The sequence below is a fragment of the Micromonospora yangpuensis genome, from assembly GCF_900091615.1.
Classification (GTDB): Bacteria; Actinomycetota; Actinomycetes; order Mycobacteriales; family Micromonosporaceae; genus Micromonospora; species Micromonospora yangpuensis.
Genome location: NZ_FMIA01000002.1, coordinates 6,111,044 through 6,124,888, shown reverse-complemented (window position 1 = coordinate 6,124,888; position 13,845 = coordinate 6,111,044). Strand labels below are relative to the sequence as shown.

Annotated in this window: 14 protein-coding genes; 7 read left to right on the top strand and 7 right to left on the bottom strand. The window is 71.8% G+C overall.

Annotation, left to right across the window (positions count from 1 at the left end):
- Positions 1–12: 12 nt before the first annotated feature.
- Genes GA0070617_RS27760 through GA0070617_RS27735 form a run of 6 tightly spaced genes read right to left on the bottom strand, consistent with a single transcriptional unit; the run spans position 13 to position 7,854 of the window.
- On the bottom strand, positions 13–1,197 hold the full coding sequence (locus tag GA0070617_RS27760) for a M23 family metallopeptidase (protein WP_091445067.1): 1,185 nt from the start codon (positions 1,195–1,197) through the stop codon (positions 13–15).
- On the bottom strand, positions 1,194–1,751 hold the full coding sequence (locus tag GA0070617_RS27755) for a hypothetical protein (protein ID WP_091445065.1): 558 nt from the start codon (positions 1,749–1,751) through the stop codon (positions 1,194–1,196). The genes GA0070617_RS27760 and GA0070617_RS27755 overlap by 4 nt, the downstream gene beginning before the upstream one ends.
- Entirely contained in the window at positions 1,748–3,700 is a 1,953-nt protein-coding gene (locus tag GA0070617_RS27750) for a hypothetical protein (RefSeq protein ID WP_091445063.1), read from the bottom strand. The genes GA0070617_RS27755 and GA0070617_RS27750 overlap by 4 nt, the downstream gene beginning before the upstream one ends.
- Position 3,701: 1 nt before the next feature.
- The gene (locus GA0070617_RS27745; RefSeq protein WP_091445060.1) at positions 3,702–7,115 is read right to left on the bottom strand and encodes an ATP-binding protein; all 3,414 of its coding nucleotides are present in this window, start codon (positions 7,113–7,115) and stop codon (positions 3,702–3,704) included.
- A 49-nt stretch (positions 7,116–7,164) separates the two neighbouring features.
- Entirely contained in the window at positions 7,165–7,527 is a 363-nt protein-coding gene (locus GA0070617_RS27740) for a hypothetical protein (RefSeq protein WP_091445058.1), read from the bottom strand.
- Between the two features lie 12 nt (positions 7,528–7,539).
- Positions 7,540–7,854 (bottom strand): hypothetical protein, encoded by a 315-nt coding sequence (locus GA0070617_RS27735; RefSeq protein ID WP_091445056.1) that lies wholly within the window; start codon positions 7,852–7,854, stop codon positions 7,540–7,542.
- A gap of 361 nt (positions 7,855–8,215) precedes the next feature.
- On the opposite strand from GA0070617_RS27735, the gene folP reads away from it, so the two are divergent.
- The 7 genes from folP to GA0070617_RS27700 all read left to right on the top strand — a co-directional run bounded on the left by folP (position 8,216) and on the right by GA0070617_RS27700 (position 12,787).
- Positions 8,216–9,082: a dihydropteroate synthase gene (folP, locus tag GA0070617_RS27730; protein WP_091445054.1), complete on the top strand. Its 867-nt coding sequence runs from the start codon at positions 8,216–8,218 to the stop codon at positions 9,080–9,082.
- Positions 9,079–9,444: a dihydroneopterin aldolase gene (gene folB, locus GA0070617_RS27725; RefSeq protein WP_091445051.1), complete on the top strand. Its 366-nt coding sequence runs from the start codon at positions 9,079–9,081 to the stop codon at positions 9,442–9,444. The genes folP and folB overlap by 4 nt, the downstream gene beginning before the upstream one ends.
- Positions 9,441–9,968 carry a 2-amino-4-hydroxy-6-hydroxymethyldihydropteridine diphosphokinase gene (gene folK, locus GA0070617_RS27720; RefSeq protein ID WP_091445049.1) on the top strand — a complete coding sequence of 176 codons (528 nt, stop codon included), beginning with the start codon at positions 9,441–9,443 and terminating at the stop codon, positions 9,966–9,968. The genes folB and folK overlap by 4 nt, the downstream gene beginning before the upstream one ends.
- Positions 9,969–10,038: 70 nt before the next feature.
- A complete protein-coding gene (locus GA0070617_RS27715) occupies positions 10,039–10,524 on the top strand; it encodes a DUF3180 domain-containing protein (RefSeq protein WP_373868442.1) in 486 nt (161 codons plus the stop codon).
- A 123-nt stretch (positions 10,525–10,647) separates the two neighbouring features.
- Positions 10,648–11,853: an ABC transporter permease gene (locus GA0070617_RS27710; RefSeq protein WP_091445047.1), complete on the top strand. Its 1,206-nt coding sequence runs from the start codon at positions 10,648–10,650 to the stop codon at positions 11,851–11,853.
- Positions 11,854–11,909: 56 nt separating this feature from the next.
- Positions 11,910–12,218, top strand: a complete 309-nt coding sequence (locus GA0070617_RS27705; RefSeq protein WP_091445045.1) for a hypothetical protein — start codon at positions 11,910–11,912, stop codon at positions 12,216–12,218.
- Between the two features lie 71 nt (positions 12,219–12,289).
- Positions 12,290–12,787 carry a hypothetical protein gene (locus tag GA0070617_RS27700; RefSeq protein ID WP_091445042.1) on the top strand — a complete coding sequence of 166 codons (498 nt, stop codon included), beginning with the start codon at positions 12,290–12,292 and terminating at the stop codon, positions 12,785–12,787.
- A 39-nt stretch (positions 12,788–12,826) separates the two neighbouring features.
- Here GA0070617_RS27700 and GA0070617_RS27695 read toward each other — a convergent pair whose 3' ends face one another.
- Positions 12,827–13,843 (bottom strand): ABC transporter ATP-binding protein, encoded by a 1,017-nt coding sequence (locus tag GA0070617_RS27695; protein WP_229688655.1) that lies wholly within the window; start codon positions 13,841–13,843, stop codon positions 12,827–12,829.
- Positions 13,844–13,845: the final 2 nt, after the last annotated feature.

Below are 13,845 nucleotides of genomic sequence, written 5' to 3'. Positions count from 1 at the left end.
GTTGTCGCTGCCTCATGCCGCCCCCTTCAGCGGAGCACCCCGTTCCCGCATGAAGGGCACCGGGTCGACGGCTCCGGCACTGGACCGGTCGGAGCGGACGTGCACCTCGAAGTGGAGGTGCGGCCCGGAGGAGTTTCCGCTGCTGCCGACCTTACCGATCACCTGACCAGCCTTGACCCGCTGGTCGACCCGGACCTCCGGCCGCTCCACCAGGTGACAGTAGCGGGTGATGTTTCCGTTGGCGTGCAGGATGTCGACGAACCAGCCGCAGCCGCCCTTGTTGGGCCAGCCGTCGACGTCACAACTGAGACGACCGGCCCGATCCGGATCGCAGCGGGAGACGAGAACCCGGCCGCCGGAAGCGGCACGGATCAGCGTCCCCTTGGGCGCGGCGATGTCCACCCCGTTGTGGCTGGGACGTTGGCTGGTCCGGAAGCCGGAGCCGACGCCGCCCGGGATCGGGGCGGTCCAGCCCGAGGCGGCGATCTGTCCCCGGGCGGCGGAGTTGCAGACGGCCTGGTCCGCGACCCGGACGGTGCGGGCCGCCCCACCGGCAAGAGCATCGACGATGCGGCTCGCCGTCTCCTCGTGTTTCGCGTACGCGTCGGGAAAGGCGCTGATCTGTACCCGTTGCGCGGCATCGGTAAGTGACCGCTTCTCCCAGTTCGGCACCTGGATCAGCTTCTCGTAGAACTTACGGGCCGAGTAGGAGGGGGTCATCCGCTGCTTGACCGATCCCCAACCGGGGCGCTGCTGGAACAACCCCACCGAGTCGTGGTCCCGGCCGACCGCCTCGTGCGGCAGGGCCAGGGACTCCGGCACGGTGGAGTTCGCGTAGTTCTTCAACCCGGACTCCTGGATGGCGGTGGCGATGGCGATCACCCAGCCACGGGCCGGCACCTTCATGTCCTGACCGACCTTGATGATGATGGCGGCGTTGCGCAGCTGCCGCTCTCCGTAGCCGGCGGACCTCGGCATCCGGCCGGTCGCATCGACCTTGTGGTCCGGCCCGCACGCCGACTGACTCTCCACCCGCTCCTCCGCCGCGTCACCGCTGAGCTCGGTGAGGAAGAAGGCTCCGGCGCCACCTGTGCAGCAGAGCAGGGCCAGGGTCGCCGTCAGGGCGGCACTCAGGGCACCGAGCCGAATCGGCCGGTTCCGGCTCGGCTGCCCCGAACCCCAGTTCGCATCGCTCATGCCCGCTCCCAGTCCACGGCATCCACCAGCCACCGTCCGTCCGGTGCCACCAGTTCAAGCCGGAGCTGTCCCGAGTCGAGGGGAATCAGCAGCTCGACGAAGGACTCGTGTCGGGGTCGCATGGTGGGTCGACCGACTACCCGCTCTGCTGGCACCGCGGCCGGGTCGGCTCCGGCCAGCTTCTCGGTCAGCTCCGGAGTCGACAACGGCCGTAGGTCCGCCTGCCACTGGTCCGCAGTGACGTCAGGCCCCCCGAGCCAGATGGCGGTGAACCGGTCCGCGGTCTGTTCCGGCGTCAGCTCGCCAGGGCTGGTGACCGGCGCGGGCGGATCCGGGACATCGATGACGCCGTCGTCACCGACCGAGGGATCCACGGTGGTGATCGGCCGGGCGGGACCGCCGCTGAGTCCCGAGGTGGCATCCGTGCTCCCGGCCACCAGCCGGGCGGTGGCGATCACACCGAGCACGAGGACGGCGATGACCAGTGCGGCTCCCGCCCGGGACCGCAACACCCGGGTGAACATGAACTCCACCGCCCGGCGCATCGCCCTCACCGAGCCTCGGAGCGCACCCGCGGAGCGGGTGTGGCCGCTTGGGTGCGGTCGGTCGACCCGGGCCGGTAGATCGCGAACGACGGGGTCTCCTCGGGCACGTCCGGCTCCTGCCAACTGGCGGGCTGGCGTCGACGGGGACGTGGGGCGACCCTGGAAGGCCGATCCGGCTGCTTCGCAGGCTCGGTCGCTTCGTCGGGACGCTCCCGTCCGTCCGGCCGTTGCCGCTCGGTGGCGGGCTTGCCGGTGTGGGCGGGGTCTTCCCGGCGGGCTTCCGGTCGGACGTTGGACGGCGCGACGACCACCGTCCGTTGGCGACCGGCGGTCGGCTCGGCGGTGCCACCGGGCTCCGCCACGTCCAACCGGGCCGCGGTCCGCATGTCGCGGAAGAACCGCCGATGCCAGGACCCGGCCGAACTGACCGCCTCGCTGCTGTCCTTGCCCCCCAACTGGGTGATCCGCCGGTACGGCCGCAGCAGGAGCCAACCGACCACCCCGCTCAGCCAGACCAGCACCACCTGGAGCCAACCCGGCAGGGTGGGGGTGCTCATGATGAGATCCACCGCGAAGAGGTAGATGGCGGCACCGGTACCGAAGATGGCGATGTTGAAGACGGCGGCCACGACGGCGTTGCCCAGCCGCCGGAGTCCGGCACTCGCCGGACGCAGCAGGCCGAGCGTGCCGAGGATCGGCGCGGCGATGACCGCCCAGCGGAAGATCAGGAAACCGAGCAGCACCAGCACCGAGGCGGTGAGGTCGAACATCGCAAAGAGCAGGGCCGCGAGGACCGCGATGAAGCCGGCACCGACCCGGTCCATGTCCCGTACCCCCTGCAGGTACTCGTACGCCTCCGGGTCCTCGGTCTTGATCTGCGCGGCCACGGTCATCCACTGCCGCTGCTTGGCTTTCATCGTGGTGTCCCGCAAAGCGGGATTGGCACGTAAAGTTTCGGCTTCACCCCAGGTTAGAGACTTAGCATCATAGAGTGCGGGTCCATACTTCTTCGCGGTCTCACTGTCCGCCGAACCGAGCACGCCCCGCAGCCAGTTGCGATAGAGCATGGACTCGGTCGATGTGTCACTGGCCCGGACCGCAGGTGGCCTCTTATCGGTGCATGCCTCCGGATTCGGCATAGCACACTTATCTGCCGGTACGTCTCGCGCTGCCGGGCCGACCGCGTTGTGGACCACGCCGAGCGTCGTCATCAGGGTGCCGTCGGCGATGTTCGCGGACTTGACCGGCCAGGCGGCCAGGGCGGTCACGGCCACCATGACCAGCAAAGCCCAACCGGCGGTGGTCATCGCGCTGCTCATGTCCGACTGTCGGGACCGCCACAGCAGATACAACCCGACGACGCAGAGCGTGACGATGCCGAAGACGCTGAACACCTTCTGGTAGACGGCCTTGGTCGCCTGATCCACCAGTGGATCGGCCCAGCCCCACATCGAGCCGGGGTCCCAGGCGCGTTCCCGTAGCGCGTTGGACGCGCCGACGATCGCGGTGGCGACCATGAACTCGCCGTTGGCCACCGTGTTGGTGAACTTGTAGTCCGGATGCAGGACCGCGGTGGCGCAACCGGTGTCGATGTCGTACGTCGTGTAGCTGTAACCGGCGTAGCCGTAGTCGCTGTAATAGCCTCGAACGCCTGTTTCTCTTGACGAGTCCGGGCGGGCGGCGAACCAGCCGGCGAGGCCGGAGTCGGGCGCCGTGGGGGTCGGCGGTTTGCGGCACGTCACCTCGGTCTCGGCGACCTGCTGGAGTCGACCGACGCAGGCGCGGAAGTCGGCCTGCCACTCCTGGGTGGAACAGAGGTCGGCGGCGGCCCGCTGGGCACCGACGACCGGTGCCGCCGACGCTGGCGTGGCGCTTACCAACGGCCAGGAGATCGTGGCGCCCGCGAGTACGCCGAGCGTGAGCAGGAGCGCCGCGATCCGTGCTCGGGCCCGCACCATGTCACGCCTCCAGGTCCGACAGGGTGGTCGGCAGGTTTCCGGTGGCCGAGGCGATCGCCGCGGGCGTGGTGTCGAGGTGCTGCAACAGCCCGTCGACGTAGGAGACGTCCACCCGAACCTTCTGCACCCGACCGTCGACGTCGCGCATGACGAACTCCCGGAACCCGAGCCGGGCGGCCGAGGTGGCGTCGGCCGTCGACAACGAGGCGAGGGTGGCCTCGTAGCCGTCGTTGACCGGTACCCGCAGCAGGCGTAACGCTTCGGTGGCGATCTCGGCGTCCTCGGCGATCCGCCCGACGAAGACCGTGGAGACCAGGTTCTGGACATCGAGGCCGAGAATGTCGCGGGGGTTCTGCGACGCCACCAGCGCGGCGAGGTTCCACTTGCGGGAGTCCCGGGCCAGCCGGACCAGGAACGAACGCCCGGATCGCCAACCCTCCATGAAGTGGGCCTCGTCCAGACCGACCAGCTTGCGGGACGACATGGAGCCGCCGTAACAGCGCCGTACGGCCAGTCGGTGCGCGGTGTGCAGCATCGGCAGGGCCAACGCCTCCTCGGCCGACCAGTACTCTCGTTCGATCTTGAGGTCCGGCAGCCGTAGCCCGGCCATGGTGATGACGGTAAGTGCCGCGTCGGCGCCGAGCAGGCCTTCGGGCGGTCGACCGAAGAAGAGCATCGCCAGCGGCATCTCGGCGGTGTCCAGCAGCAGGTTGGCCAGTTCCCGGCCGGCGTCGTCGTCGAGTTGACCGAGGCAGGCCACCACGTCGTCCAGGGTGGAGGTCTCCTCGGCGGGGACCTGTCGTACGGCGTGCCGGAACAGGGTCGCGGTGGAGGCCTCCCGGGCGACCTGCGGTGGTACCAGCATCATGCAGATGTCCTGGACGAGCATCCGGCGTTCGGCCCGGGCGTTGGAGACGGCGATCTCGAACTCCCGGTCACCCGCGGGGCCGGCGCTGAACTCACTGCGAAGCGGGGTCGGGATGAGCGAGTACGGTGCCAGCGTGCCGTGCTCGGAGCCGGTCAGGTTCAGCACCCGGGCGTACGGCCGCAGTTCGGGCATCGCACAGAGCCGGGCCAGCGGGCCGGACGGGTCGAGGAGGGTCACCTGCACCCCACGTCGGGCGGCCAGGTAGCCGAGCGCACCGAGCAGGGTGGACTTACCGCCGCCTGGTTCGGCGACGAAGACGGCGAGCCCGGAGCGTTCCCGGACCTCCATCGGGAAGTGGAGATCGAGGAAGACCGGACGGCGGCAGGTACCGGCGGTCCGGCCGATCAGGTCGCCGCGTCGGTCGCCGACGGTGGACGCGGCCTGGGGCAGCGCGGCGGCCAGCAACGGGACCGGCATCCGCCGGACGTACCCGGTGTTGGCGATGGGCTCGCCGGGGATGAACTCGCGGGCCAGCCAGTCCTGGTTCTTCGGGTGCTGCAGGGAGACCCGGAGCTCCCGGGCGTAGAGCTGGATCAACCGGCGGGCCCGTTCCAGGCATTCCTCCCGGTTGCGGCCCCCGACGGCGATCCGGTGCCAACCGTGCGCGCGCGCGGAGTCGACCGGTAGGCCGGTGGTCATCTCGTCGCCGATGACGAGGGCCCGCTTGGCCAGCCGTTCCAGCTCCGGCGGCGCGTCGATGCCGTGCTCGGCGTAGTCGAGCTGCTGGGACCGGATCATGCGCAGCCGGTGCTCCAGGTTACGGAACGAGTCGGTGGAGCCGAGGATGTCGACCCGGGTGGAGATCTCCATCGGCCAGGGCAGCCGCTCGTGGAAGTGCAGCCATGGCTCGTGCCGTTCGGGGATCTCCAGCGGTTCCATCCGGCCCACGGCGAGCACGGCCACGTGCCGTTCCTCGCCGGTCATCCGGTTGACCAGCTTGACTGTCGAGCCGTACGGGGTGCGGTAGCGCTCGACCTGTTCGGTGAGGGCGAGCAGGTCGCCCCGCTCCCACCGGCCGTCGGCGACGGGGGAGAGGACGCCGGGCGGCGCCATGCAGAGCGCCACCGAGCGGTAGAGCAGCCACTCCAACTCCTGGGAGGTGACCCGCCGGCCGCGCATGCCGAACGCACCCAGCACCTCGTCGAACTGCTCGACGGTACGGCCAAGTCGACGTCGTTCACCTTCGGCGACGCCCCGGCCGAAGGTGCGCAGCACCCGTTCGGAGAGAGAGTCGCCGAGTGACCGGCGGGCGAAGGTGACCCCGAGGTAGGTCTGGCCCTCGGCGTGGTTGACCGAGAGCAGGTGCCGCTGGGCGGCCACCAGGTGGTCGGCCCAACCGGCGGTGCCCGGCACGTCGGGCAGTGGCGCCGCCGTGTGGGTGTCGATGGTGCGGGCCCACTCGTCGGCGGGGAACGGCCGGGTGGTGCGGCGTAGGTGCAGCCGGAAGCCGGCGAGTCCGGCGTACTGCTCGGAGATCGCGGAGAGCAGCGCCTCGCGCTCGGCGTCGGGCCGGAATGCCCACCGGACCTCGGGCAGCCAGTACCAGGCGGTGACGGTGTTCGGGGTGAAGGTGAGGTGACCGGCGATCTCGGTGATCGCCAGCTCGACCGACGGGTCCCGGTCCCCGAACTTGATCTTTGGTGGTTTGAGTCGGCGGGGCTTGACCGGCCGATCCGTCCGCCGCTGGGCGGGCGTATCGCGAGTGGCCGGCGACGCTGCCTCGATCGGCGCCACCCGCTCCGGCCGGGCCTGGACCGGCGGTTCGGGCTCGGGCGGGCGAGGCAGGTCGCGAATCGCGGTGAGCGGGTGCGGGTCGGGCTGGCCACCGGCCCGGTCCCCGGCCGGGGCGGGCCGGGCACCGGTGGACTGCCGGGTCGACTCGGGTGGGAAGACGGCCCGGCTGACGTCGGTCTCGGTCTCGGTCCGGTCCAGTTCGGCGCCGGTGGTCTGGCGGAGGGTGGGCAGGCGGTCTCCGACCTGGTGTGGCACCCGGGGGCTGGGGCTGGGGCTGGGCGGCGGCCCGGCAGGGCTCGGCGACGGCGGGACGGGTGCCGCAACGTCCGGTGGTGGAGCCTGGTCGGTCAGCGGCGGGCGGGAGGCGGGCCGGGTCGGAACCGGCGCGGTCACCTGATGCGGAATGGTCCGGGGGTGCTCGCGGTCGACGACCCGTCCCGGGCCGGCGGCGATGGCGGGCCGGTTGACCCGGGGACGGGTGGCACCGAAGAGGTCGAGGAAGGGGGAGTCGATGTCCGCGTCGCCGACCGTCGAGGCCGCCTCGACCGGGGTGCGGGGCGGACGGTGCGGGGTCGGTCGGGGAGCCTGGAAGACGCCGACCCCACCCTGCCCGGGACCGGTCGTCAGCGCCGGATCTCCGGCGGGGTCGTCGCCGACCGACTCGTCCTGGGGGTAGTCGAACGAACGCGCTCGGTTACCGCTCGGTGCGGCGCGGTGGCCGGCCGGGTATCCCGGCGTGGAGGGGCGATTCATGCGACTGTCCCACCCGCTTCGTTCGACCACCCGAACGGTGTACGCCCGGTCATGCCAGCTCCTCCCGGATCCTGATCCGGCTCCCGACCAGGCGCGGATCGCGCTGCTCGGCGGCCGGCTCCCGGGTCCGTCGCCAGTCGGTCAGCGCGGTACGGATCACCATTCGCGCCGGCCGGTCCGGATCGACGTACCGGAAGATGAACGAGGTGGTCACGATCGCGAGCGCGATCTCCCAGGCCGGGAAGATCTCGACGGTGAAGGTGAACAACCAGTGGATGAACATGTAGAGGGGTACGAGCAGCATGAAGACGCCGTACTGGGCGTATGGCAGGTGGACGGGAAGGGTGTAGCCGGGCGGGCCGAGGTAGACCAGGCGAGCCCGGTAGATGTCGTCGTCGGTGCGCAGCCGCATCTGTGACCGCGCCTACTCGAAGATCAGATCGATCAGGTAGTCACCGACGAAGAAGAGCGTGGCGGCTCCGGCGATGAAGGCGAGCCCGACGATCGCGATCGCCGAACTGGTGAGCACCTTGGAGATCTCACCCCGGCTGGCTCGCCCGATGAAGATGACACCGAGCACGGCGAGCAGAATGGGTGCGATCTTGCTGGCGAAGAAGGTGACGACACCCTCGGTGTCGATGCCCTTGGGCGCCGGCTCGGCGAGTGGAGTCGACGCCAGGGCGTGGAGCGTCTGGGCGACGCCGGAAGACGTCGTCTCCAGGAGCTCGATGGCGATCATTGGAACCTCCCCAAATCGCGGCCGGCGTGCCGCGGCGGTGCGGTAGGTGTGCCGGGCGGGAACATTGCTCACTGGGCACAGGGGACGGTGCTCGGACCCTGTGTTGGTGGCTCACCACGGAGAGTGGTGAAGTTTGGGCGGTTTGCTCCCGCTTCAGCCCTCCCTCCGGGCTTCGCCGTCTCGATGCTGGGCAATTCCAAAGCGTACGGCCCGCCCTGCTTTGCGACAAGCCGCGAAGAGGCGACCCGATCGGGCGCGGACGACCGATAGTACACCTGTGCTAAACGGCACGTCAGACGCGTTCCTGTCGGTTACCACCCGGGCCGTCGGAGTCGGTCGGCGCGACCGGTACCGTCAAGTCGTGACCGATCTGGTACGGGCGCGGACCCCGGTGGTGATGGGCGTCCTCAACGTCACCCCCGACTCCTTCTCCGACGGCGGTCGATACGCGGACCTGGCCGCCGCCGTCGCACACGGTGTGCGGCTCCGGGACGACGGGGCGCACCTGGTGGACGTCGGTGGGGAGTCGACCCGTCCGGGGGCCGACCGGGTGGATGCCGACACCGAGGCGGCCCGGGTGCTGCCGGTGATCCGGGAGCTCGCCGCCGCAGGCGTGCCGACCAGCATCGACACCACCCGCGCCCGGGTGGCCGAGGCGGCACTCGCCGCCGGCGCGGACCTGGTCAACGACGTCTCGGGCGGGTTGGCCGACCCGGCGATGGCCCGGGTGGTCGCCGCCGCCGGCTGCCCCTGGGTGTTGATGCACTGGCGGGGGCACGCGCAGCGGATGGCCGAGCTGGCCAGCTACGTCGACGTGGTCGGCGACGTCCGCGCCGAGCTGGGCCAGCGGATCGACGAGGCACTGCGGGCCGGGGTGGCCGCCGACCGGATCGTGGTCGATCCGGGGCTCGGCTTCGCCAAGACCGCCGCACACAACTGGGCGCTCACCGCCCGCCTGCCGGAACTGCTCGACCTCGGGTTCCCGCTGTTGTTCGGGGCGAGCCGCAAGTCGTACCTCGGGCGGTTGCTCGCCGGTCCGGACGGCCGGGACCGGCCCACTGCCGGCCGGGCCGCGGCGACGGTGGCCACCAGCGTGCTCGCCGTGGCCGCCGGCGCGTGGGGGGTACGGGTGCACGACGTGCGCGACACCGTGGACGCCCTGGCGGTCTGGCAGGCCAGCGGCCGTCCCCGACTGGCACCGAGCACCGAGCAGCGAGGAGCGCCGTGACCGGCACCATCACCCTCTCCGGGCTGCGGGCGCGCGGCCGGCACGGGGTGTACGACTTCGAACGCGCCCAGGGGCAGGACTTCGTGGTCGACGCGGAGCTGCGCCTGGACCTCCGCCCGGCCGCCGCCAGCGACGACGTGACCGACACCGTTCACTACGGCGAGCTGGCGCAGCGGCTGGTCGAGGTGATCAGCGGTGAACCGGTCAACCTGATCGAGACCCTCGCCGACCGGCTGCTCGACGTCTGCCTGACCGACCCCCGGGTGACCACCGCCACGGTCACCGTGCACAAGCCGGAGGCGCCGGTGCCGCACACCTTCACCGACGTGGCCGTGACGATGTCCCGCGGGCGTACCCGGTGACCCGGGCGGTGCTGTCGCTGGGCAGCAACCTCGGTGACCGCCTCGGGCACCTGCGCACCGCGGTGGAGACCTTCGCCGACCGCGTGCTGCTTACCTCCGGGGTGTACGAGACTCCACCGTGGGGGGATGTCGACCAGCCGGCGTACCTCAACGCGGTGCTGCTCGCCGTCGATCCCGCCGCCGGCCCACGCGACTGGCTGGAGCTGGCCCGGGCGGCCGAGAACGCCGCCGGGCGGACCCGCGATCCGGCCCGCCGGTTCGGCCCCCGCACCCTCGACGTCGACGTCGTGACCGTCTGGGGGCCCGACGACGAGCCGGTGGTCAGCGACGACCCCGAGCTGACCCTGCCGCACCCCCGGGCGCACCTGCGGGCCTTCGTGCTGCGACCGTGGATCGACATCCAGCCGTACGGACGGCTGGTCGGGCACGGCTGGCTGACCGACCTGTTGAACACCGGCCCGGCCGCCGAGGACGCGCTCGCGCTGCGTCCCCGCCCCGATCTGGCGATAGAGTCGACGGCATGACCCAGTGGAGCCGGTCGGCATGACAGCACAGCCCCCACCGCCGGGCAGGAACGACCCGGACCGGTCGAGGATGGGACCCACCAGGATCTCCACCCTGGTGGTGGCCGGGCTCGCCGCCGCGGCGGTCGCCTGGTTGCTGATCAGTGGCCTCTACTACCGGGCGCTGCCGGAGTTGCCCTGGCTGCCGGTGCTCACCCTGGCCGCCCTGGCCGTGATCGAGGGGTACGCCGGGTTGAACACCCGGGCGCGCATCGAGCGCAAGCCCGGCCGGGAGCCGGTCGATCCACTGCTGGTGGCCCGGTTCGTGGTGCTCGCCAAGGCCTCCGCCCTGGCCGGCGCGATCTTCGCCGGTGGCTACGCGGGGGTGACCGGCTGGTTGTTCGTCGAGCGCACCAACGCCGCCATCGCCGACCGGCCCGCCGCAGGTGCGGGCCTGCTCGCCTCGCTCGCGTTGGTCGGGGCGGCCCTCTGGCTGGAACGCTCCTGCCGGGTGCCCGAGCGGCCCGACGACGACCGCACCGACGGCGAACGGGAGGGGCGACCGGGGGCCCGTTGATCGACAGGGGTTACACCCGGCCCGGCGCCCGGGTACCGTCGCCTGGCGAGCGCAGAAGCACCGGCCGCCGACGGCCTGCCGCGTCAGAGCTGGCGGACCACCGGCCACCGTGGGAGGCGCGTCATGGGTTACGACGAAACGGGCCGTCGAGAACCGCCGTCGGACGGAGCCGGGCCCTGGGTGGCCCTCGACGACCAGCTACCTGACGAGCCTGGTCCGGACCGCGTCGCCGTACATCTCGGCTGGGAGGCGGTGCTGCTGGTCGGTGCGGCGGTGCTGGCGTACCTGCTCTGGCAGGCGCAGCCGGCGGCGCTGAGCGGGAGTGGCCTGCGGTCCCTGCTGATCGACCTGGTGGCGCTCGGGCTGCTGACCCTCGCCGCCGAGCTGAGCCTGCGGACCTCGGCGGTCAACCTGGCGATCGGCCCGGTGGCGGTCGCCGCCGCGCTGCACTTCGCCGAGCAGGGTGAACGCGGGGTTCCGGCAGCGCTCGGTCCGGCGACGGTGGCGGCCGTGCTCGGCGGGCTGGTGCTGGCCCTAGCCGTGGTGGTGCTGCGGGTGCCGGGTTGGGCGGCGAGCCTGGCCGGTGCGGCCGGTGTGATCGGGTACATCGAACAGCGGACGGCGCCGGTCCTGGCGCAGGGTGAACACGACCCCCGCCGCAACGCCCTGTACCTGTTCGCCGGGTTCGCCGCGTTGGCGGTCCTCGGTGGGGCGTTCGGGGCGATCCGGTCGGTTCGCCGGCTCGTCGGACGGACCCGGCCGGGCGGTGACCCGGCCGGTCGGCAGGGCATCGCGGCGGCGGTGGTGACCGGGCTCTCGCTCGTGGCCTCCACCGTGCTGGCCGTGCTGGCCGGGGTGCTTCTCGCCGCCGACGCGACCGCGCCGCTGGCCCCGGTCAACGGCCTCGACCTCACCGTGTTGGCGGTCGGCACGGCGATGCTCGCCGGCACCAGCGCCTACGGTCGGCGCGGCGGCATCTTCGGGACCCTGCTGGCGGTCAGCCTGGTGGCGCTCTTCCTGGCCTGGGTCCAGGCGCGGGGCTGGGCGGTCAACCGGTGGGCGGTGGGTGGCACCGTGCTGGCGGTCGGGCTCCTGGTCACCCGCCTGGTCGAGACGTACGGACGGCCCCGGGCGGCGGACGCGGACGGGGCGGAGAGCCCGACCAGCGGCGACGGGGCGATCAGTTCGGGCTGGTCGGTGCCGCGAACCCGGCCGGTCAACTCATGGTCCCCGGCGCTGCCGACCGAGCCGGTACGTCGCCCGGTCGACCCGTGGACCACGCCGGACTGGGGGTCCGGGCCCCGACGCTGGGAGACCGACGACGGTTGAGTTCTCCCGTCGCGTCCACCGAGCGGACGATGATCTCGCCGGTTAGGCTCGGTGCCATGACCGAGACACCGGACGTCGGCGGCGCGGGACGCACCTTCGAAGAACTCGACGCGCTCTCCACTGAGGAGCTTCGGGAACAGGCGTTCGCGCTCGCCCGGGAACGTCGCGACGTCGGCTTCTTCTGGTCGGTGCTGCGTCACCTGCCCAACGCCGACGAGGCCGCGGCACTCGACGGTGCGCCGAACTCGGTCGGGCCGACCATCGACGAGGCCGCCGCCCTGTGGCGGGAACTGACCGGTCACGGGTACGAGGAGCATGCTCCCCTGCTGCGGGCCGCCTTCATCGACTACCTGATGAAGCACTGATACCCGACCGCCTTTCACGTTGGCCTGGCCAGCGGGTTTGCCCGCCGGGGTGGTCCGGGAACTGATCAACCATGGCTGTCACCAACGGGACCGGGACCGCCCGGGGTCACGGCACCGCGGCGGGTCCGGGCACGTTCGCCGCGCTGCTGCTCGTCGCGGTCTGCGGCAGCCCGGCGTACGCGGACTGGGCCGAGGCGAACACCGATCCGAGCGGGGCCGGTGGCTGGTTCATGCGGCTGCTCGCCTGGCCGTCCTGGCAGTTCGGGTTCGACGAGGTACCGGGAATGGCCCCGGGTGACCTACGGGCCATCCTGGTGGTCGTGCTGGCCGCCCTCTTCCTCTACCTGCTGCCGGCGGCCCAGACCGCCCGGGCGCCCGGCGGACTCAGCCAGTTCTTCTCCGGCTGGGCGGCGTACGTCCTGGCCGGGGCCTTCGCCGCGTTGCTCGGCTCGCTGCTCGGCACGGACGCGTCGCTGATGACCGCGTTCCAGGCGGTCGGCACGGGTGCCACGTACGGCGTCTTCGCCGGCTGGATCGTCGGGGCCGCGAGCCTCGGCGGTCGGGCGTGAGCAGGAGGGCGGACGGGGTGGCCGCCCTGTCGGCACGGGTCAGGTCGTCGGTTGGCCGAGGGAGAGCAGCCGGTGCCGGGTGAGCACCCCGACGGGTCGACCGTCGGCGTCGACCAGCACCCGGTCCACGGCCGAGGAGAGCATGACGGCCAGCGCGTCGTACGCCGAGGTGCCGAGCGCGACGTGGGGCAGGTCGACCTCGTCGGCCGGCACCGGGTCGAGCGCGTCGGCGCCGACCGGGGTCACGGCCAACCGGCGGATCCCGCGGTCGGCACCGACGAACTCCCGGACGAAGGGCGTGGCGGGCGCCCCGAGCAGTACCGCCGGGCTGTCGTACTGTTCCAGCCGGCCGCCCTCGGAGAGCACCGCGATCCGGTCACCGAGCCGGACCGCCTCGTCCAGGTCGTGGGTGACCAGCACGATGGTCTTGCGCACCTCGGCCTGCAACCGGAGGAACTCCTCCTGCAGCCGGGTCCGCACGATCGGGTCGACGGCCGAGAACGGCTCGTCCATCAGCAGCACGACCGGATCGGCGGCGAGCGCCCGGGCCACCCCGACCCGCTGCCGCTGACCGCCGGAGAGTTCGTGCGGGTAGCGGCGACCGAACTGGGCCGGGTCCAGACCGACGATGTCGAGCAGTTCCTCGACGCGCCGGCGGACCCGGTCGCGGGACCAGCCCTGCAGTCGGGGAACGGTGCCGACGTTGGCGCTCACCGTCTGGTGCGGGAAGAGCCCCACGTTCTGGATCACGTAGCCGATCCGGCGGCGCAGCTCGACCGGGTCCGCGTGGGTGACGTCGGTGTCGCCGAGCAGGATCCGCCCGCCGGTCGGCTCGATCAGCCGGTTGATCATCCGTAGTACCGTCGACTTGCCGCAGCCCGAGGGGCCGATCAGCACCACCAGCTCACCGGCGGCGATCTCCAGGCTCAGCTCCCGGACCGCCTCGGTGCCGTCCGGGTAACGCTTGCGGATCCCGTGCAGGCTGATCGAGGCCGCAGAGGTCCGCCCGGCCCGATCCGGGTCGGCGTCGGCTGCGGTCTTCACGGTACCGTCCACGT

Coding starts and splice junctions, on each gene's coding strand:
- GA0070617_RS27750 (WP_091445063.1), bottom strand. CDS start 3,700: ATGGTGCGGGCCCGAGCACGGATCGCGGCGCTCCTGCTCACGCTCGGC.
- GA0070617_RS27745 (WP_091445060.1), bottom strand. CDS start 7,115: ATGAATCGCCCCTCCACGCCGGGATACCCGGCCGGCCACCGCGCCGCA.
- GA0070617_RS27700 (WP_091445042.1), top strand. CDS start 12,290: ATGGCTGTCACCAACGGGACCGGGACCGCCCGGGGTCACGGCACCGCG.
- GA0070617_RS27710 (WP_091445047.1), top strand. CDS start 10,648: ATGGGTTACGACGAAACGGGCCGTCGAGAACCGCCGTCGGACGGAGCC.
- GA0070617_RS27705 (WP_091445045.1), top strand. CDS start 11,910: ATGACCGAGACACCGGACGTCGGCGGCGCGGGACGCACCTTCGAAGAA.
- GA0070617_RS27760 (WP_091445067.1), bottom strand. CDS start 1,197: ATGAGCGATGCGAACTGGGGTTCGGGGCAGCCGAGCCGGAACCGGCCG.
- GA0070617_RS27735 (WP_091445056.1), bottom strand. CDS start 7,854: ATGATCGCCATCGAGCTCCTGGAGACGACGTCTTCCGGCGTCGCCCAG.
- GA0070617_RS27715 (WP_373868442.1), top strand. CDS start 10,039: ATGGGACCCACCAGGATCTCCACCCTGGTGGTGGCCGGGCTCGCCGCC.
- GA0070617_RS27740 (WP_091445058.1), bottom strand. CDS start 7,527: ATGCGGCTGCGCACCGACGACGACATCTACCGGGCTCGCCTGGTCTAC.